Raw genomic sequence first — 21,510 nt, forward strand, 5'->3', positions numbered from 1 at the left:
TCCTAAAAGCTAAAAGCTAATGGCTAAAAGCTTAAAAGTTATATCCGGCTTTCAGGCCAAAGAAGCTACGTGTACCATCTTTGAACCATGCTTCATACTTGCCTTCTACATCCAGACCGAGTACGCGGATACCCAGACCCKGTGCTACCAGTCCGCCTACGCCGTTATAGCCATTTCCGGTGTACTGAACGGTACCACCTTCTACCTTCACATACAGAATAGAGATCAGCTTGTACCGTAACCCCAAACGGATAGGCACTACATTGTAAGCTTTGTAATCGGTGGTAAAGTTGTTAGTGGTAACGCTTTTACCGCCAAAATGGAAGTAGCTCACAGAACCTACAGCCGTTAAACCTGCTACCAGTTTAACATCAGCACCTAAACCAATACCATAACCGGTATTATGGGTCTTACTGAAATCGCCTACAGGAAAGCCCGCTTCAACAAAAGGGCCAATACTGAATCGTTTTAATTGTGCCTGCGATGATTGTGTACTCATACAAATCACCAAAAGCATGGTTGCAAATGCCAGGAAGATTTTTTTCATAAGAACTAATTTTCAAAGGAATGGTTGACTAGCAAATTAGCCATAAAAGTAAGGAACTAATTTTAAATGGTTGACTGATAAAATTTTGTGGGAATTTAAAATTGACTCATTTTATTTAATGTGTATATGATTGAATGGGCGGGTAACAAGGGTTTAATAAGCGCAATATCACCTACTGTGCCTGTTTCCAGCCATGCTTGATGGACTTAAAACAGAAAAGCCTGCTATAAAGCAGGCTTCTTCTGTTTCAAGTCATAAACCAATTATGAATGATGTAAGATGGCATCCTGTGGTAATAACAGATCTTTCTTATGATGTGATCCATGTCCATTTGTAGGGACCACGTCTATTTTCGGTGGAATCAGCTTATATACTACGGGGGTCACTATACGTGATAACAATGTAGAGCTGATCAGGCCACCAATCAACACAATGGCCAGTGGTGCAATTAACGGATTGGTAGATATGGCCACCGGTATTAATCCGCCGATAGCGGTGAGCGATGTGAGTACGATGGGCAGGAAACGTACTTCTCCTGCCTCCCGTATGGCCTCTTCCAGTGGTTTGCCCTGCATGCGCAACTGGTTGGTGAAATCTACCAGCAAAATAGTATTCTTTACTTCTATCCCTGCCAGCGCTATCAAGCCTATGATGGCCACAAAAGAGAGGGAGTTGCCTGTTAGCCACAAACCTATAGCAGCACCTACTATTCCTAACGGAATCACCGACAAAACAATCAGCATGCTCTTGAAAGTTTTGAACTGCAGAATTAATACCGCAACAAACAGGAAGATAGTAACAATGATCACACTCATAAATCCACCAAAGGAATTTTTCCTGCTCTCTACTTCTCCACCCATCTCGTAAGTATATCCTGCAGGGAGTTTCAGCGCATCCATCTGTTTTACCACATCTCCGATCACCTGGTCAGTCAGAAAACCTTTCTTTATAAAAGCACCTACGGCAACTACCCGGTTTTTCTCCTGGTGATTAATAGTTAAGGGAGATGTTTCCAGCTGTAGCTGTGCTACCTGTGAGAGTGGAATCGCGGTCCCCTGGCTGTTATTGACATAAAGATCCTTGAAAACGTCCATCGTTGGTTTTCCAGTTTTCTGTTTGGTCAGCAGGATATCATAATCATTGTCGTTCTGATCATTGTACTGCCCCAGGTTAATACCGGATATGGCTAAACGTACTACACGGTCAATGTTGGCCGTTGGAATGCCCAGCTGCTGGGCTTTTTCACGGTCTATCTTTACACGGATATCTGACTTCAGCGTACTTACCGGGTTGTTGATATAAATAGTACCGGGTGTTTTTTCCAGCATCTTTTCTACATTGGCAGCCATCGCACGTAAGCTATCCAGGTTATCTCCAAACAAGCGCACTTCTACCGGAGCTACCATCGGTGGTCCCTGTTCAAAGTTCTTTACCTCTACTTTAGCGCCTGGATAAGGTGTCCATTTTTTACGAAGGGACTCAATCAGTTTGGTCTTTTCAGCCGGACTGGTATGTTCCCCCAGTTGCRCAAAGATCTGGGCATAATCACTTCTTTCGTTTTCCTGCGTTTCGTTGTAATAGATACGGGGATTGCCTTTCCCGATGTTGCTGGCAAAAGATTTGATGGTCGTCTCCTGTTTCAGTTCTTTTTCTATTTGCTTTACTACCTCGTTGGTATACACCAGATTCGACTGCGGTGGCGTAAATATATTGATCAGGAACTGTGGTTTTTCGGAAGCAGGAAACAGGCTAAAGCCAATCACTTTAAACAATCCTATTGCTGCACCAAAAATAACCAGGGATACTACCATCGTGATCACCGGACGGTGTAACGCCTTATCCAATAATTTTGCATAACTGCCATGGATCAGCTTTTTGAGCAAACGCATAAACAGGTTGCCTTCAGGGTTACCGGTATGCTCTTTCAGTAAACGGCTGGAAAGGAATGGGATGATGGTAAGCGACACCGCCATAGAGGCCAGCACACTGAATATCACCGCCAGCGGGAGACTCCGGATAAAGTCGCCACTGCCTTCCGGCATGAATACCAGGGGCATAAAAGAAATCACCAGGGCAGCAGTACAACCTACCACGGCCAGTCCTATTTGTGAGGTGGCTTTGAGGGTGGCTTCCATACGACTATGCCCCTCAAGCATCCATCGCTCTATATTTTCTACCACCACAATACTATCATCTACGAGCAGCCCCAATGCTACCACCAGTCCTACTATACTCAACTGGTTCAGGTTAAATCCAAACAGTTGCAACAACACAATACCAATGGATAACGACAGCGGAATAGAAATCATTACAATCAATGCCGGACGTTGTCCTAAAGGCAGGAGGGTGAAAGCCACGAGTAGTATGGCGATGATGAAGTCTTTGCCCAATCCGCTCAAGCGGTTATTTACTGCATCGGCCTGATCAAAATATTGCACCAGGTCAATATTGGGAGGCAATGTTTTTTTGAATTTTTCTATAACCGGTTTATACTGCAGTTGTGTTTTGGTAATGTTTTCTCCGGACTTCTGTGCAGCGGAAACGACTACACAACGGTGACTGTTGAGCCTGACGAAATATTTTTCATCTTCAAAACCATAGTATACGCGTGCAATGTCTTTCAGGAAAACATTTTTTCCATTACCGGCAGATACAATCGTGTTGCTGATTTCATCGATGTTCTGATAATTGCCGCTGGTTTTGATATTAAAGCTTTTCGCACCGGCATCAATGCTCCCACCAGGTATATTGGCCATTTCGCTTTGTATTGCCGCCATCACGTTGTTAACGGGCAGGTGCAGCTGTGCCATTTTATCCAGTTGTAATTCCACACGTACCTGTTGTTCAGGCAGGCCATGCAGTTTTACATTTTTCAGCGAGGGTACTTTTTCCAGTTCATCCTGTAATTTGTCTGCGTAATAGCGGAGTTTATCACGGGATGCATTTTCAGAAATCAGCGCTATCTGCATCACGTTTACATCGGATGGCTCCTGCTTTCTTACTTCAATGCTGTAAATGTCTGCCGGTAAATCTTTCCGCTTGTTGTTCACTTCTCTTACCAGCTCCTGGTATTTCTGGTCTACGTTGGAGCTGTATTTATATTCTACCCGCATCACGGCTACTCCATCACTGATAGAAGTACGTACCCGTTTAATATCATCCAGTCCGTAGATTTCTTTTTCCATGGGATCTACCACCAGGTCTTCCATGTCTTTAGGGCTGGTGCCAGGATACACTACAATAACGGTGTATTGTGGTGCTCTCATTTCCGGATCTTCAGAGCGGGGCATGTTGAGGATGGTGGTGATACCCAACACAATGATCATAATAAATATCACCAGGGTGAACTGGTAATTTTTGACGGCATAATTAGCTATTTTCATGATCGCAGGTGTTATTGGATGATGCGGATAGGTGATTGATCTTTCAGATAGGCGCTACCTGAAATGATGAGGGCTTTTGCCTGTTCCATGCCATTGCTGATGAGCACATTTTCTTTTTCCATTCCGGTGATAGTTACGGGAATTTTCTGTGCGGTTTTATTGTCGTTGGTGATGAATACAAAACCGCTGCTGCCATTGCCATCCAGCAGGGCGGCATATGGGATGCTCCAGGCAGTGTTGCCGGTAACAGCACCTGCGTTAATATGACAACGGCCAAACATGCCGGCCGCGATAGCGGCGGGCTTGCTGCCGGTGAGTTGTACATCGATGAGGAATGTGCCGCTTTGTGCGTCGATACCTTCAGATTTACGTGTAATCATCCCAGTTAGACTATCGCCGGGTACGCCGGATATTTCAATCGTAGCTTTGTCGCCGGTTTTTACCTGTGCCCATTCTCTATCACTTACGCCTACACGAAGTAACCAATGTGCGCTGCTGGCGCCGTTGGTTTGCAATACGGGGGTACCTGCATTCACCATTTGTCCGCTGCTCACCAGTTTATGCAATACATAACCATCCTGTGTAGCGTGAATAGCTGAATAGCTGCGGTTAAACTGAGTGGTGCTGAGTTGTTGGCGTGCCTGATCCATGGTGGTTTTGCTGTTTTCCAACTGTTCCTGCGTAGCTACGCTGTCGTTATGCAGGCGAACAATCCGTTGATAGTCCCGTTGTGCTTTTTCAAATGCCAGCTGGTCTTTCTGTACCTGCGCATCTATTTCTGTGAGGTTCAGTGTTGCCAGCAGCTGACCTTTGTGTACGGGGTCGCCTTCTTTTACCAGTATGCTGCTGATGATACCATTTGTTTTGAAAGAAAGATATACTTCATCATCCGTTGTAAACTGGCCGGATGCATTGATAGATACTGCGGTGCCTTGTTTTTCCAGTGGCATTATTTTCACCGGGATGGTATCTGAAGGTGTGGTGGTAGCCGCCGGCTTGCTGCCGCAGGAATACAAGATCAGGGAAAGAGGCAGCAGGAGCAATGTATTTTTCATATAAGTATGTTTATTGGTTGTTGTTATTATCAATATTGTAAGATGCCTGTGCACGTTCTACTGCAGCATAGGCCGTTTGTACAGATGCCTGTGCCACGGTAGTTTGCAGCTGTGCCTGTGTCAGTTGATTTTGTGCGTCCAGTAATTCTATATACAGGAGTTGTCCTTCTTTGTAGACCTTCATCTGATCGCGGTAATATCTTTCGGCAAAGGACAACTGGCTTTGTGCGGTTTTAAAACTCCTTAATGCGGTCTGATAGTTGTTAACCGCCTGGTACAGCTGTAAGCGCAGTTGATCGGTGGTCTGCGATGCGGCGTTGGTGATGGTTTCCACATCATTGGCGGCCTGTTTGATCTTGTATTTATATTTATGAGAAGCAAACAGGTTCCATTCCAGATTTACACCAAAGAGATAATAACGGGTGCTTTTATCGAAGGTTGCGCCTGTACCCTGTGAACCCAGGTCAATGAAAGTGCTGAGCTTAGGGATAAGATAAGCACGTTGTAGTTGTTCGTTTAACCGGTACGCTGTAGTGGCACTTTTATACTGGGCAAGTTCCTCCCGCTCATTGATATCTTTGCCAGGGAGTTGTGCCGGTGTGATCAGCAGGGTGCTGTCCAGTGTCACATTTTCGTCCAGTCCCCGGTTTAGCAGGAAGTTGAAATATGCTTTGGAATTCTGGCGGGTGTTAATGGCTTTGTTGATATCCGCATCGGTTTTCTCTTTCTCTGTTTGTGCACGATACAGGGCGGTGTTATTGCGCATGCCGTTGCGCACCATGCTTTCGTTGATGCGTATGTTTTCGTTGATCAGCGAAAGGGCGTTGTTATAAATAGCCACTGCCTGCGCTGCCTGGTAGTATTGATAGTAAGCGGTTTTGATGTCACGTACCAGTTCCCGTTTGTATACATTTACGGCAGCCTGTTGCTGGGTAATCTGTTCTCTTTTGATCTTCTGGTTGTAATAAATTTCCGCGTTGATCAGAGGGAGACTGGTCCGCACTTTTGCATCATAAAAGTTATCAGGGTTGAGCTGAACTGATACATTTTCCAGCGATTTGAAGTTGTGGCTGTTGGTCAGTTGATTCAGACTGTTATACACCGGGTTCATGATATCCCCGATAGGGAAGTCGATGGTACGTCCACCGCTCGATTTAGTATAGCTGCCAAGGAGGGATACATTCGGGCCAAACAGGCTTTTAGCTTCCTGTAATGCAAGCAACGATTTGGTGAGCTGGAAGTTTTGCTCTTTGAGCCCTTTATTATTGCTGAAGGCGGATTGTATGTATTGATCCAGCACGGTGTTTTGTGCGAAGGAGCTGAAACCTGTCGTGAGCAGGCCAATTAACAATGCTCCTTTTGTGAGTGATGTGTACATAATGAACGGTGTTTATTTATACCGAAAAAAATAAAGCCACATGGCTTTTGTTATCGTTGTTGATATACTGAACAGTGTTTAATGCCGGACTTTAAAAAAAGCCGTGAAGGCTTTTGAATTATTTCGGCGACACATTTCTCTTTCACACCTGGTCCGCTAAGCGTTAGCTGCTATGGCTTTCCCGATTTCAGCAAGTAATTGTTACAGCAAAAAATCAGCTCCGCTTATAATGCAGACGTTTAACTCCGCGAGATATTTTACGATCAGGTAAATTTATTTTACGCTTTAATCATGCGCAGGTATTCCCGGATAGCTTCGTCCACCACAGCAGGCATCTCTTCGTCAGATACACGGGATACTTTTGAGCACCTGCCCCGCAGGTGCAGGCTGATCAATCCATGTGCAAAGCCCCATACGGAAAGCGTGGCAATGGTCGCATCTTTAAACTTCACTACTTTCTTATTAATACACTCCTGCATGAGATTATGCAGTGCATCATAAGCCGGATCCCCGTTTTTCCATTTTTCTTCTTCCACCAGCGCATTCATGGGCGCCTTGATGATAAACATCAGGTCATATAACTCAGGATGCTCCCTGGAAAATTCTACATACGCTTTGGCCAGCTGCTCCAGTCTTTTAAATGGAGCATTGTCCGTTATCTTATTCAGAAACTCACTTGCAAGGGTTGCAAAAGCATCAGACTGCACATCATACAGTAACTGGTCTTTATCTTTATAATAAAGATAAATAGTGGCAGGACTGTACTCTATCTTATCTGCGATGTTGCGGATAGATACTTTTTCATATCCTTCTTCCACAATCATTTTAACAGCTACGTCTACAATACGTCTGCGCATCTCCGCTTTTTCCCGCTCTTTTCTTTCTATTATGCCCACGTTGAATTGTTTACAGTGCAAATATACTGAACAGTGTTCATTTTCCAAATTTATTTTTAAAGAGAAAGAGAAGTGGTTGATTTTCAAGCCTTCTTCTCCCTGTATCCTTTACTCTACACTCACCTCATCACAACATAATGCTGGTTTCTTTCCTTCCACCAACCGCCACTCCGGTAACACTGCCGGACACTTCGCCGTTACCCGTATATACTGTGCTGAAGTTGCCGGCAAGGTAAATGAATAGTGATTAATACGCACAACATAATCCTCTTCCGGCACCGGTATATCCTTTACACCAGCGGATTTAAAAGACACTCCATCTGTAGACGTTTCAATCAGCAGCTGCGTAGGATTGAAGATATAATGCCTGGCGTCCTGCAGAAAATTCAGCTGTATCTGATGGAGGGTTTTACTACTACCCATGTCAATGGTGGCGATCATATCCTTACCATAAGTAAAGAGCCAGTTATAACTAAAGTCGTTACCACCAAATAATCCATCTGTGAGGGTGGCTTCTTTTTTAGGCGTGTACTCCGGTGTATAGGCGTTTACGAGTGTTGCCGGTGCGTGCAGGGCGAGACTATTGATCCATTTACGGGAGAACAGCTCCTCCCATTCCTTTGCATAGGCATCGGGAGATAAGCCGCCTTCAGAAAGCTCTTGCACGCCGGCCGCTTTACATTGCTCCGTGAAATGCTTTACCCGCGCCGGCCACTTAGGATTTACGCTGCCATCGGGCTGCAGGTAACCATATTTTTCGTTGCCATAGAAACGGGATTGCTGTAATACAACATACTCCAGGAACAACCGCGTTTGATAGACCCGTTGTAAATAAGTATTGTTGTTACCTGCGGCAGCTTCGGCTTTGTCCAGCAGGGTAGAATATTGGTCTATCAGGGCCGGTGATAAGTAATCCCGGGAATTAAAAATCGGGTTGCCATAAATATCCAGGGTGCTGTGGGTGCTTTTAACGGCATTGCTGAGCGCTTCGAGGTACTGGCCTGCAAAAGGAGCAGCAGGGCCGTAATAGCCCTTTAAAAACGCACTGTTCACCTGTTTAATGTCTGCATTGGGTTGCCATAACAGGGCCGCCTGCACGTAGCTGTTATATTCCGCCATGTCGCCATAGGTTTCACCACTGCCCTGTGAGAAAACCCCTTTTACATGATGTGTGGCGAAATATTGAAGATTGGGTTGCTGGTTATTATAGTCAGGAAATGGTGCCAGGTAGTTGGTGAACTGTGTAGTATAATCCCAGATAAACAGGTTACCGGTAGTAGCTCCCCAGCTCTCAAGATTTTTCCGGAATCCCGCAGCAGAAGGTGTTTGCGATAATGGATCCTGTCGGAAAGCATCGATGGTGCTCAGCATAATGAATACATTGCCTGCTGGTTTTGTTTTCAGGGGCGCTTTGGCGGTATAGCCATAGGCCAGTGTGGTAAAGCGCTGCTCCGGAAACTGACTGGCTACCCGGTTTACAAAGCGGATCAGCGAGCCGGAAGGGCCACCTTCTTCTGCATCCGCTTTCTTACACTGATCGCAGGTACAGGCGCCACCACCATCCTGTGGGGCTATAGACCAATACATGGCATCAGGGTTGTCAGCGATGGCTTTTTTAAACCAGGCTACCGTTAATGCATACACGTTTTCATTACTCAAACAAAGCTGTAATGCCTGTCTTTTTCCATTTACCAGTGAATAATATTCAGGATGCTCTTTAAAATAAGTGATGGGAGGTAATATTTTAAAAAAAGAATGTCCCCATACGCCCCATAAATCTTCGAAGCGCTGCAGCCCATGCCATGCCAGGTATTCCGGATCGGAGGAAGCAGGGTAGTAGCTTTCCCTGTATATAAAGGCCGGTTCCTGCAGATCTGTCAGCGCGCCGTTCATGCGTATATCCTTTGACGTGAGAACAGTGGCGGGGCCTTTCGTATCCTTACGGCAACCCATATACGTTTCCAACGTGTGATATACGCCGTATACTACTCCTTGTCCACTGCCCCCGCGGATATAAAGTTGTTTGTCTTTGCTCCCTGTGAAAAAGCCATCATTTTTTATTTTTTCCGGTCCTAAAGTATGAATGGTATTACCAATGAACACTGCCGGCTGATCTTTATACTGAGTTTCTGCGATCACGGCTAACTTCGCTCCGGAGATACGTTGTACGTAATCCTGTAAAATACCGGCAGCCCTGGTTTCTGCTTTGGTAGCTGACGCCGGAACCACAATCACATAGGTACTTTGCCCTTGTTTTACCAGGAGGAAGTCTTCCGCCTTACCAGGCTGACACGCACTGTATAACAACGTCGTGATCATTAACAAAAAGCTGTTCATAATTCTGCACATTGTAAGTCGGTTAAAATTTCCGCTGAAGCGTTACATAAATGTCGTACTGGTTCTGGAACCCGGTATCACTGATCTTCTGATTAATCCAGGTACCATATAATCCCAGTGTAGTCCGGTAGTGAAATACTTTCTGGTAGCCTGCGCCCACACTGTGTGTCAGCAAACCGGTAAGATTAGGGAAATTTACCAGCCTGCTCCGGTCATCGGGAGAGGTACCCAGTCCCGCTACCACTTGTAAGTAATCCTGCCGCCTGTTCATATAATAACGGGTGGTCAGGTTAAATGCGGTGTAGCTTTTAGGCGACTCACTGATCACAAATCCCCGAAGGTTCACCCAGAAATCACCAAATGGCTTTGCTACAGAAATCACACCGGAAATGCTGCTGGTACTATCCAGGTTCAGGTAACGTCCACCCAGCTCCACTTCAATTTCTTTTTTAAATGTTTTGAAAATAGAATACGCAGCACGCAACTGTGGAAATACAGTTTTGTTGGAATAGGCCACCATACCGTAGGAGTATAGTTTAGTGTTGTGGGTATAATACATTTCTGCCAATCCCTGTAAGCCGTTCCCGGTTTGCCTGCCGGCATAGTTCAGCTGCACGGCATAAGAACCCCGCTTAATAAAACGCCGGTATTCTATGGTGGCGATGTTGTATTTATTATCTGAATAATCGTAGCTGGAATTGAGGTAGTATAAGCCGAACTGGTTCTTCAATGTTTTACTTTGCAGGTAGTCGCGGTAGTCAGTGTTCACTGCAGTGGGTTGTAGTTTTGCCACAGAATCGGCTACCAGTGCGGCGGCAGCAAAGTCCTTTTTATTCTCCAGGGTGATTGCCCGCTTCATTAAAAACGCTTCGTTACCTGGATAGTATTTTATTCCCTGCGCAGTATACGCCAGCGCACTGTCGTAGCGCTGTTGCCCGTTCAGAATATTGATACTGTACAGCAATGCCATGGAATCTTTATGATTCAATGCCAGCACCTGGTTAAACATGGCCAGCGCGCTATCTGGCTGTTGATTACGCTGGTACTCTGTACCGGCAGACATCAGACTGTTGATATATGCTGTTTTATATTTGAGCGTATACGGATATTTAGACATCAGGTCTGCGGTGATAGCGGCAGCGGCGTTATAATCATGATTATCCTGTAATACAGATGCCTTCTTTAAGAGAAAATCACGGTTACCGGGATAATATCCCAATGCTTTATCTGCATAGTATAATGCGCTGTCGGGCTTGCCGGTGGCACTTTCCAGGTTGATCATATACTCCAGGGCATCCTGGTTGGAAGGAACTATGGCCAATACCTGTTCAAATTGTTGCTTGGCCAGATCGTACTCTTCTGCCTTCATTAAAATCCTGCCGGTGGTGAGGCGCATCTCTGCCAGGTTATTACTGAAACGATCATCTGCCGGAAAACGGGTAGCCAGTTGTCCGGCTATTACGGCTGCTTCTTCGTACCTGCCGGCATCTGCCAGTACGCTGGATTTTTTCAGTAAAAAGTTGGCGTTGTCCGGGTAATAGGTGAGTGCCTGGTCCAGCACCTTTAATGCCGCGGGTGTATTTTTTTGAGAGATGTAGGTATTGGCTAAGAGATTCAGTACGGTGGTATCGGTAGGACTCACTTTCAGGGCACTTTCAAAAGATGCCAAAGCCAGATCGTATTGTTGTTGCGCCAGGTAGTCGCGACCACTGGCCGTTTGTAGCAGTACCAGTCTTTCTTTTAACTCCGGATTAGGTGCGCGCTGATATAGCAATTCTGCCAAAGCAGCGGCAGTACTATATTTATGATCGCCTTCCAGTACATCCAGTTTTAATGCCAGGAGGCGGGTGTCGGCAGGATTATTTTTTAAGCCCCTGTTAATCCAGGCGAGCGCTTCTTTGTAGGCGCCCCTGGCCATGCTGTAACCAATCAGTTTATCCAGTGCTTCGCGGTTGCCGGGGTTTTTTTCCAGCACACCTTCGTATAACGTATAGGGGTCCGTGTTAGCGTAGTAGGTAGCTGCTTCCATCCGCAGTGATGTTTCCAGCGTGCGGGCTTTGGCATCGCCGGGATAGCGCCGTAGTATTTCCTGCAGCGTGCCGAGTGCTTCTGCATAGGCATGCATTTCCTGTAAAATACCCAGCTTGCGCATCAGCAAATCATAAGAGCCCGGATAGGCGGTGAGCCCTTCATTCACCTGGTCCAGTGCCGACTGGTAGCTGCCGCCTTTGATAGCAACAGCAAGACTGGCTTCCCTGGCCTGCTGGTTGCGGGGATCTACCAGTAATACTTTATCATAGCTCTGCCTGGCCATGCCGGTATTACCCAACTGTTGATAGTATCGGCCACTCAGGAGATAATGTTCTATATAGGAATTCCGGACAGTTGTGTCTTCCGGGTATTTACTCATCAGGGTTTCCGCCAATTCATTGCCACGATAGGTTTTATGCTGTACATCCAGTATCCCCAACTTCTTCAGCATAAAATCCAGGCTACCCGGAAAAGCGCTGAGCGCTTCATCTGCATAACATTCTGCTTCGGTATACCTGCCGGTAGTCAATTCTACATTGATGGCATAGTAATACGCATCCCGGTAACGGGGATTTTTAGTCAATACTTCTTTAAAATATTTGCGGGAAAGGTCATATTGTTTGGTGAGCATATATAACCTGGCCAGCAACAATTGCTGATCAATGAAGTCTGGTTGCTGCTGTAATGCCTGCTTCGACAGGGCAATGGCCTTGTCGTAGTGCTGTTGTTTTGTTTCTGCTACTGCCTGATCATACAGTCCTTCTGCATTATTCTTCTGCTTAAAAACCTGCGCCTGCGTTTGTAACRCCAAACACACTACTATACCTGTTAACAGATGTTTTAATACAGCCATTGCTTTTCTTATTTATAAGTTTACTTTCTTTTACCAAACCCTTGTCTTTGCATATTTCCCCAGGCAGTTTTTTTACCAATAAGAAAATACCAGTATCCCCTGAGCGCAAAAAATACGATCAGCGGATGGTAGATCAATGGTTCAAAAAAGGCCATGAATGCCAGTCCGATTACTTCCCACCAGGTTTTGTAATAGCCATAGGTAATCTGATCCCAGCAGATAGCCAGGGTGGTGATCATCACTGAATACAGGTACACAAACAGCAATAAGATGATCGCATATTGCCAGTTTACCTGATGGGTTATGATCAGGTAGATATAGTAAAGGATCCCGGTAAATTCAATGATCGGCGCGAGGAATTCGAAAAACAGGTTGTAAGGTAATACCACCAGCCCCAGTTTTTTATATCGCGGATTAAAAAATATTTTCCGGTGAATAGTAATGATCTCTGCGAGGCCACGTCCCCAGCGGGTCCGCTGCCGGCTAAATACTTTCATATTGGGCGGCCCCTCTGTCCAGCATTGTGTAGTGGGAATATAGCGGATCGCATATTTCACTTTGTTGTCTAACATATAGGCACACATGCGGGTCACGATATCCATGTCTTCCGCAAAAGAGGAATGGTCATAACCACCAGCTTTGATTGCAATTTCTTTGTCGAATAGTCCCAGTCCACCGGATACGTTGGGTACACTGTTCAAACCACTCCAGCCCATTTTTCCCAGTACATAGGCCCTGATATATTCCATCTCCTGGAAACGGGGCAGCAACTTTTCGGGGGGGCGTACTCGTACAATAACCCCATCATCTATCTCTGTGGAATTGRCGATACGCAGGGTGGCGCCGGTAGCAATTACCTGCCTGCTATCTTCCACTACATGTACATAGCCGCATTGCGGGCAAGGTTCGCCCACTTCTTTGGTTTGCTTATGCTCTTCATCCATGAATGGTTTTATCATGCGCAGGAGCGTATCCTTTTCTATAATACAATCCACATCGGTACACAGGAAATAATCAAACGCAGCGGCATTGATACCGGCGTTGGATGCATCGGCCTTACTTTTACCATTCACTTTATCAATGACGAGGAGCTTATCGTAGGCGGTGTTGGTAGATTTGAAAAGACGCCTTACGGGTTTGGTAACAATCCTTTCATTATAGGCAAAGTCTACCGGCACCAGTTCAAATTCATGGATCAGTTTTTCCAGCGTGTCGTCCGTGCTGCCRTCATTTACAATGATCACTTCAAAACGTGTATAGTTCAGCGTTAGCAGGGAACGAACGTTCATGATAATGGTAACACCTTCATTAAAGGCGGGGGCGATCACTGAAATACCCGGTGTGAGTGGGGAATCCAGCAGGTGGTCATAATTGGTAAAACTGTTTTTTTTGCGAAAGCGTATAATGCCACGATAGGACATGTAAGCCAGCAGGGCGTACATGAATAATAGCGTAACACCATATATAAACACGCCTCCTTCAAAAATGGCTCTAAGCATACGATTCTCTTTTCTTTATTTCTTCTTTCCAAAACCTTGCCGTTGCATATTGCCCCAGGTACTTCTTCTGCCGGTCAGGAAATTATAATAACCACGCAATGAATTAATCACAATGAGCGGGTGATACAGCAAAAATTCCATAAAGGGAGTGAAACAGAGATAAGCCACTTCTCTCCATGTTTTATAATAACGGAAGGAAAGCTGATCCCATAATATAGAAATGGTAGTGATCATGATGGAATAGGTATACACGAAAAGCAGTAACAGCAAGGCATATGGCCAGTTAATTCTGTCAGATGCTGCCAGGATGATGTATACAATAATGCCGCTGAATTCAATCAGTGGTGCCAGTAATTCAAAAAAGAAATTAAATGGAAATACGATTAACCCCATTTTGCCGTAGCGCGGGTTCAGGAACATGCTGAAGTGGGCAGCCATTAACTGCGCAAGTCCCCGCGACCAGCGTACGCGCTGCCGGCTCAATATTTTAACGGAGGACGGTGCTTCCGTCCAGCAAAGGGTTTTAGGAATGTAACGCACGGCATAGGAAATCCGGTTGTCGTGCGCATACCGGCACATCCTGGTAAGGAGTTCCATATCTTCCCCAAAAGAAAGATGATCGTACCCGCCACAACGGGTGGCTACTTCCCTGTCAAATAATCCCAGTCCGCCGGATACGTTTGGTACACAGTTGATGTAGCTCCAGCCCATTTTCCCAAGTACAAAGGAGCGGATATATTCTACTTCCTGGAAACGCGGTAATAACTGTTTAGGTGGCCGCATCCTGGTCATCACACCTTCGTCAAACTCAGAGGAATTGGCAATACGCAACGTAGCGCCAACGGCGATTACCCGCTTCTTTTCTTCCTGCATTACCGGCCGGATGAGCTCCAACAGGGTATCTTTATGAAGAATACAGTCCACGTCCGTACAAACAAAATAGTCGAAAGTCGCTACGTTGATACCGGCATTCACTGCATCTGCTTTACTTTTTCCGTTTATTTTATCTATTACCAGCAGGGAAGAATAAGCGGGGTCGGTAGACTTATATATATTACGTACCGGCCTGGTGAGAATCTTTACATTATAGGCAAAGTCTACCGGGACTATTTTAAATTCATTGATCAGTTGCTCCATGGTATCATCCGTGCTGCCATCATTGATGATGATGATCTCGTAACGGGGATAATTGAGCGTCAGCAGGGAACGTACATTGGATACAATGGTAAGGCCTTCATTAAAAGCAGGTGCCAGGATGGTGATACCCGGCGCCATGGGGGAGCTGGATAGTATATTCAGCTGATGCTCGTTGTTCCGTTTAACATACCTGCGGATGGCCAGCATCGATAAGATAGCCAGCAGGGCATAGGTGAACAATAACACCAATCCATATACGAAAAGTGTGTTTTCATAGAGCCTGCCTGCTGTTTCTAAAAGTCCATTCATCAGTATTTGATTAACGGGTTCATACAATGTTTCAGGATAAGCAGATTTTCGGGGTCTGCAGTATCCAGTAGTTCCTGTAATACCTGGCCGGCGATCCATTCATTTTTTACAATGGATTTGGCGGCACTTTTACGCAAATCAAAATCGGTGGAATGCAGGAATTCCTGTTTCAGGAAGTCGATGTGCTGCCCGCTGCCAATGCGTCCCAACGCTTTCAGTATTTCTATCTGGCAATGCAGGGGTTGACTGCTGTAAATAGCTACCAGCTTATCTTCCACATCAGGCACTTTCAATTTGCCGAGGCAGTTAATCGCATCTGCGCGGAGGTAGTGGTCTTTGGTATCCAGCAGCTTTTTTACGGCCGGTACTGCCGGCAACTGGTTGTAGTGAATGATGAGCTTTAAACAGAAGGATACCACGCTCTTGTTGGAAGAGTAGGTGATCCATCGCGCAAAATTGGGGATGGCAATATCTTCGGTAGTGGTGATGATGCGGAACAGTTCTACCTGGTCCCACATCAGCAGGGGATCTGTTACTACGTCAAAAAATTTGAACGGCTCATTTTTACTGAGCTTGATATAGGCATGTCTGGCTGCTGCCCTCAACTCACGGTTATGGCTATTCGTTAATGGTAATATGGATACGTCGGCAATAGGAATATCCATGTTGATGAATTCTGTCAGTGCCCGTACTTTCCGCTCCCACTTAGACGATTTCATTTGCTTGATATTATCCTTATCCAACTCCAGTTGCAGGTATAGCGTCCGCAAAAGATGTCCGGCATTGCCTCTCACATTCCGGCGGAAATGGATGATCCGGTCGGTGGTGGCTTGCCTGGCCCATTTTTTTTGCAGCGGTAATTTCCAGAATCCTTCCAGGTTCAGTTCTACCCGGTCCGGATGGGTGTTGGCAAGTGGATCAGGGTTTGCCAGTACCTCCTCAATGATCAGGTTATCCAGTTTAGGTAGGAGTGATGCCAGTCTTTTTGCACGCTGATAGCCCCGGTAACGGTTTCTTAAAATGGAGAAATAGGCCATTAGCGTAATCACAGCAGCAATTATAATAAATATCATCGCCAGCTGTATGGCCAGTGGCGCTCCCTGGAACAGGTTCCAGGCTGGTTCCAGGAAAACAGGTACTTGTATGTCCAATATCCAGCTATTTAGTCTTCATTAATAATCTTTTCACCCTTATCAATAATTCTGCAGGAATGATGGGCTTCTTCAGGAAATCATCGGCGCCCAGTTTAAAACCCTCCATGATCATATCTTCATTACCTGCATTGGAAACGATGATAACAGGAATGGGCTTTTCCCTGTCAGGACTTTTTACTTTACTGAGAATTTCAAACCCGTTGGCATATGGCATCATAATGTCCGTAATGATCAGGTCATAGCCGTAATTGGTGGCCTCCAGTTTTTCAAACGCTTCTTTGCCGTTGGACACATGGTCCAGCTCATATTCAGTGGAGGCAAGAATTCTGGCAACTATCTTCGGCATGATCTCGTCATCTTCTACTAACAATATTTTACTCATAGTGGGCTGAATTTAATCCGGTAAACAATGCAGGTGCCGCATTGTTTAAGATGTACGGATGTATGATGAAATTTGGTTTTTATGGTATGCATTAAATCAGGAATATGATTTTTTTTAGTTGTTGCAATCACTCAACAATTTATTTGCGTAGATATATACTTTAAAAGCTGATGATAAGGTTTTTCACAGATGGTATAATTTTTTTAAATTAATGTCAAAACAGATACGTTGCGTTTTGCAAAGGTATTGAATATGAAGGCATTTCGGTACATTTATACCTAATATAACAATTTTACAAAACACAACAATTACCTTTTTTTTCGCATTCAACGATGAAGATCTCACTGGTTAACAGACTGTACCTTGGCTTTTCCCTTGTGGTATTACTTGTAATACTGGGAGGATTTCTAACCTGGCGCACGTTCGATACACAAACGGAAGAAGCAGGATGGGTGCAACATACATACCGCGTACTTAATAATTCGGAAAGGGTGCAACGACTGTTGTTTGATATGGAAGCCGCCAGGCGCGGGTTTCGCAGCACATTCGAACATCGGTACCTGCAGCCATACGAACTCGCATTACCCAAAGTAGCGCCGGCAGTAAACGATCTGCGCACCATGGTGGAGGATAATCCGGTACAGGTAAAGAATGTAGACTCTCTCGAAGATGAGGTGAACCACCTGTTAAGCTTCTGGAATGAGCTGGATCACATCGCGGATGCGCAACGCTTTAAAGATAACGCCAGCATCACCGAGAAAGAAACGCTGCTGATGGACAAAGTACGGACGAGAATAGGTGCCGTAAATGCAGAAGAGCGCCGGCTGCTGGCACTCCGGGAAGAAGTCAAGAAAGATTCTTTCGGTAAAGCCGTCAAAGCGCTGCTACTTAATAATGCTTTTATCCTGCTCGTAGGCTTTATCCTGATGAGGATTACATATACGGAGTTCAGAAGAAGACTAAAAGCTCAGGATGCACTTAACAGTAAGCTGGATGAAGTGGTAGAACTGAACGCAGCCGCCAATGAAAGAAACTGGCTGCTCACCGGTGTAAATAATATAAATGACAGCTTGCAGGGAGGCCATAACCGGGATGAACTGGTACGTAAATGCATCGAGACCCTAACTGGTTTTGCCAATTTTGCTGCTGGTGCCTTTTATTGTTATGATGACGTACATAATGATCTTCGTTTAACTTCGGCAGTTAGTATGCCGGCAGCTATACCTGGTATTGTTGCTTTGAACGATGGCTTCCTGGGAACTGCTGCCAATAGCAGGAGTATCCACGTGATCCACGACCTGCCGGCTACGTACTGGCAACTGGGCTCCGCCAGCGGCCGGGCTATTCCTGGCTCTATCATAATGGTGCCGCTATGGATAGAAGATGAATTGCTGGGGGTGATAGAACTGGCCAGCTTTAAGGAAGTGGCCCCACTGCAGCTCCACCTGCTGGAACTGCTGGAAAAAGATATATCCGTGGCCGTTAATGCGGCCAACGCCCGGAGCAAAGTATTGTTATTATTGCAACAGGTACAGGAACAAAAGGAAATCCTAATCAGTCAGCAGGAAGAACTACGGCAGTCGAACGAAGAACTCAGCCGGCAGTCGGAAGTACTGCAGGCTTCCGAAGAGGAACTACGGGTACAGGAAGAGGAAATGCGACAGGTGAATGCGGAAGTAATTGAGAAGAATAAAGCGCTGGAAGCCGCCAGGGGCGCTCTTGCCGTAAAGGCGGCTGAACTGGAAGCCAGCAGCCGCTATAAATCAGAGTTCCTGGCAAATATGTCGCATGAGCTGCGCACACCACTCAACAGCGTATTGATCCTCGCCAAAATGTTGCAGGAAAATAAAGGTAAAAATCTCACGGAAAAACAAATGGAATATGCGGGCATCATTTATAAATCGGGCTCAGACCTGCTGCACCTGATCAATGATGTACTTGACTTATCTAAAATAGAAGCAGGTAAAGTAGAGATGAACTTCGAAGAGGTAACCGTTACCAGCATCATGGACGACCTCTCTGATCTTTTCGATGTAATCTCCGCTGAAAAGAAAATTCAATTTATCAAAAATATTGCGCCGGATGTTCCTGCTACCATCGTTACAGATAAACTCCGATTGCAACAGGTGATCCGCAACCTGTTGTCCAACTCCTTTAAATTTACCCCAGCAGGCGGCATTATCAGTATTGCCTGGTATAAGAGCGATGCCAATGCCGTAGGTATCAGTGTTACCGATACCGGCCCGGGTATACCTGCCGATAAACAGGAACTGGTATTTAATGCCTTTCATCAGGGCGATGGCGCTACCAACCGCAAATACGGAGGGACTGGTCTGGGCCTCAGCATCAGCAGGGAATTAATGCTACTACTACATGGCCAGATCCGCCTGGATAGCAGTACTTCGGCCGGCACCACTTTCTCTGTTGTGATTCCTGCGGATGGTAAAATACTATCTGCTACAGAACAGGCGGTAACCACACCGGAAATCGGCACCGCCATAGCTTTACCTGCTGATAACGTAGACGACGACCGTCACAACATCAGCAAGCAGGATAAACTGATATTGATCATTGAAGATGATATCTACTTCGCTGATATACTCCGGGATTTTGCCCGCAATAAAGGCTTTAAAACTATTGTGGCACATAACGGACAGGATGGATTGGCCTATGCGCGCAAATACCTGCCGGCAGCCATTATACTGGATATGAACCTGCCTGTTATTGATGGCCGCAGCATCCTCAAAATCCTGAAAAGCAGCGAGGAGCTAAGTAAAATACTGGTTCATGTGGTAACGGGCGCCGATATACAGGGAATCGCAGAAGATAATATTCATGGCTACACGAGAAAGCCGTTGGAGCTGAAAGATATGGAAGAAGTATTCTCCAGCATCAGCTCACAGATACAGGCCCGGCTAAAGAAAGTGCTAGTCGTATCCGCAGGACCGTTGAGTGCCGACACCGCACTCAAAACAAAAAGTGACGAAAGAAACCTGGAAACACAATATGATATCGCTACCGGTATCACCCCGGCATCGTCATTACTGGCAGAGAAAAAATATGATGCCGTTATCGTAGAAATTGGCTACGATTTAAATGCGGGCATCGCACAGTTACAGGCGCTCACCCAGATACAGGAACCGGGCAATACCCCGCTCATCGTATATCTCGACCAGGATATTACCAGCAATGAAGAACAACAACTGAAGAAATATGCGTCAGCTATCGTACGCAACTCTTCGTATTCTACTGACCGCCTGATGGACGAACTGGAGTTGTTTCTCTACAAACTACAGAAGAAAACAAGTGTGGGGAATATTCCACTGGAAGGAATGGAAAATACATTGTCCGGCAAAAAGGTGTTGCTGGCAGATGATGATATGCGCAATGTTTTTTCTATCAGTGCCCTGATGGAAGAGCAGGGGATAGAGGTATTGACTGCCGCCGATGGCAGGGAAGCGCTGGATATATTACAACAGCATCCACACCTGGATCTTGTACTGATGGATATTATGATGCCGGAAATGGATGGCTATGAAGCGATGAGACGTATACGTGCAGACGCCCGGTTTCAACAATTGCCTGTCATCGCATTAACGGCTAAAGCTATGGCCGGCGATCGCCAGAAATGCATGGAGGCAGGCGCTTCAGACTATATAGCCAAACCAGTGGATAACATTAAACTGCTATCTTTGTTAAGGGTATGGTTATCATAACAGGCCTATGATAGAAGACATCAGTAACAGCGATTATACGGATCTGGTGAAGATAATTCAACAGCGATATGGTTATGATTTTACGGATTATGCCCCCGCTTCGTTGAAACGCCGCTTCATGCGGTTTACAGGTTATGCACATATCGACAGCGTCTTTGAATTAAAGCACCGGTTGCTGAATGAAAACGGCTTTTTTCAGGAAATGGTCCAGTATATTACTGTGAATGTGACAGAAATGTTCCGGGACCCCTCTTTCTATAAAACACTCCGGGAGCAGGTATTACCAAGACTGGCATCTTATCCTATCATAAAAATATGGCATGCAGGCTGCGCATCGGGTGAAGAAGTATATTCTATGGCTATCCTGCTGGAAGAAGCCGGATTGCTGGACAGATGTCGTATATACGCGACCGATATGAATGCCGCTAATCTCCGGAAGGCAGAAAACGGTGTCATCAACCTGAAAGACATGAAAGACTACACCTATAATTATATGCAGTCTGGTGGAATAAATGATTTCTCTAATTATTATACGGCGGGTTATGATAATGCGATTATACAGCCGGCCTTACGGCGTAACATTATTTTTTTTCAGCATAATCTGGTGACAGATCAGGTATTCAATGAATTTCAACTCATCTGTTGCCGGAATGTTTTTATATATTTTAACAGAACACTGCAGGAACGCGTAGTTAAATTATTTTATGAAAGCTTAACTTCGTTAGGTTACCTTGCATTAGGTATAAAAGAGTCATTGTTGTATAATGAAGAGCGGTATAAATTTGAACCGGTGAGCATTTCAAATAAGATTTTCAGACGCAAAGTATAGTCAT

At 45.5% G+C, this 21,510-nt stretch carries 13 protein-coding genes; 2 read left to right on the forward strand and 11 right to left on the reverse strand.

Features of this window, described 5'->3' with window-relative positions; all coding sequences use genetic code 11:
* Positions 1-31: 31 nt before the first annotated feature.
* From AC1DP6_RS29090 to AC1DP6_RS29140, 11 genes are all read right to left on the reverse strand, one after another.
* Positions 32-547: an outer membrane beta-barrel protein gene (locus AC1DP6_RS29090; RefSeq protein ID WP_477058022.1), complete on the reverse strand. Its 516-nt coding sequence runs from the start codon at positions 545-547 to the stop codon at positions 32-34.
* 263 nt (positions 548-810) lie between these two features.
* Positions 811-3,930: an efflux RND transporter permease subunit gene (locus tag AC1DP6_RS29095; protein ID WP_477058023.1), complete on the reverse strand. Its 3,120-nt coding sequence runs from the start codon at positions 3,928-3,930 to the stop codon at positions 811-813.
* An 11-nt stretch (positions 3,931-3,941) separates the two neighbouring features.
* Positions 3,942-4,985: an efflux RND transporter periplasmic adaptor subunit gene (locus AC1DP6_RS29100; RefSeq protein WP_477058024.1), complete on the reverse strand. Its 1,044-nt coding sequence runs from the start codon at positions 4,983-4,985 to the stop codon at positions 3,942-3,944.
* 10 nt (positions 4,986-4,995) lie between these two features.
* Complete coding sequence (locus tag AC1DP6_RS29105; RefSeq protein ID WP_477058025.1) at positions 4,996-6,363, reverse strand: TolC family protein; 1,368 nt, start codon at positions 6,361-6,363, stop codon at positions 4,996-4,998.
* Between the two features lie 278 nt (positions 6,364-6,641).
* Positions 6,642-7,259, reverse strand: a complete 618-nt coding sequence (locus AC1DP6_RS29110; protein WP_477058026.1) for a TetR/AcrR family transcriptional regulator — start codon at positions 7,257-7,259, stop codon at positions 6,642-6,644.
* Between the two features lie 108 nt (positions 7,260-7,367).
* Positions 7,368-9,596: a DUF4838 domain-containing protein gene (locus tag AC1DP6_RS29115; protein ID WP_477058027.1), complete on the reverse strand. Its 2,229-nt coding sequence runs from the start codon at positions 9,594-9,596 to the stop codon at positions 7,368-7,370.
* Between the two features lie 22 nt (positions 9,597-9,618).
* Positions 9,619-12,480 carry a tetratricopeptide repeat protein gene (locus AC1DP6_RS29120; protein ID WP_477058028.1) on the reverse strand — a complete coding sequence of 954 codons (2,862 nt, stop codon included), beginning with the start codon at positions 12,478-12,480 and terminating at the stop codon, positions 9,619-9,621.
* 20 nt (positions 12,481-12,500) lie between these two features.
* Positions 12,501-13,979 (reverse strand): glycosyltransferase family 2 protein, encoded by a 1,479-nt coding sequence (locus AC1DP6_RS29125; protein ID WP_477058029.1) that lies wholly within the window; start codon positions 13,977-13,979, stop codon positions 12,501-12,503.
* Positions 13,980-13,994: 15 nt separating this feature from the next.
* Entirely contained in the window at positions 13,995-15,425 is a 1,431-nt protein-coding gene (locus AC1DP6_RS29130) for a glycosyltransferase family 2 protein (RefSeq protein ID WP_477058030.1), read from the reverse strand.
* Positions 15,425-16,576 (reverse strand): HEAT repeat domain-containing protein, encoded by a 1,152-nt coding sequence (locus tag AC1DP6_RS29135; RefSeq protein ID WP_477058031.1) that lies wholly within the window; start codon positions 16,574-16,576, stop codon positions 15,425-15,427. Before AC1DP6_RS29135 ends, AC1DP6_RS29130 begins: the two co-directional genes overlap by 1 nt.
* 7 nt (positions 16,577-16,583) lie before the next feature.
* The gene (locus tag AC1DP6_RS29140; protein WP_441574119.1) at positions 16,584-16,961 is read right to left on the reverse strand and encodes a response regulator; all 378 of its coding nucleotides are present in this window, start codon (positions 16,959-16,961) and stop codon (positions 16,584-16,586) included.
* Between the two features lie 332 nt (positions 16,962-17,293).
* Here AC1DP6_RS29140 and AC1DP6_RS29145 point away from each other — a divergent pair, with 332 nt between their 5' ends.
* Together AC1DP6_RS29145 and AC1DP6_RS29150 are read left to right on the forward strand one after the other, a co-directional pair.
* Positions 17,294-20,677, forward strand: coding sequence for a response regulator (locus tag AC1DP6_RS29145; protein WP_477058032.1), 3,384 nt, complete (start codon positions 17,294-17,296; stop codon positions 20,675-20,677).
* Between the two features lie 7 nt (positions 20,678-20,684).
* A complete protein-coding gene (locus AC1DP6_RS29150; RefSeq protein ID WP_477058033.1) occupies positions 20,685-21,506 on the forward strand; it encodes a CheR family methyltransferase in 822 nt (273 codons plus the stop codon).
* Positions 21,507-21,510 lie beyond the last annotated feature (4 nt).

The sequence above is a fragment of the Chitinophaga sp. 01L420 genome, assembly GCF_056399985.1.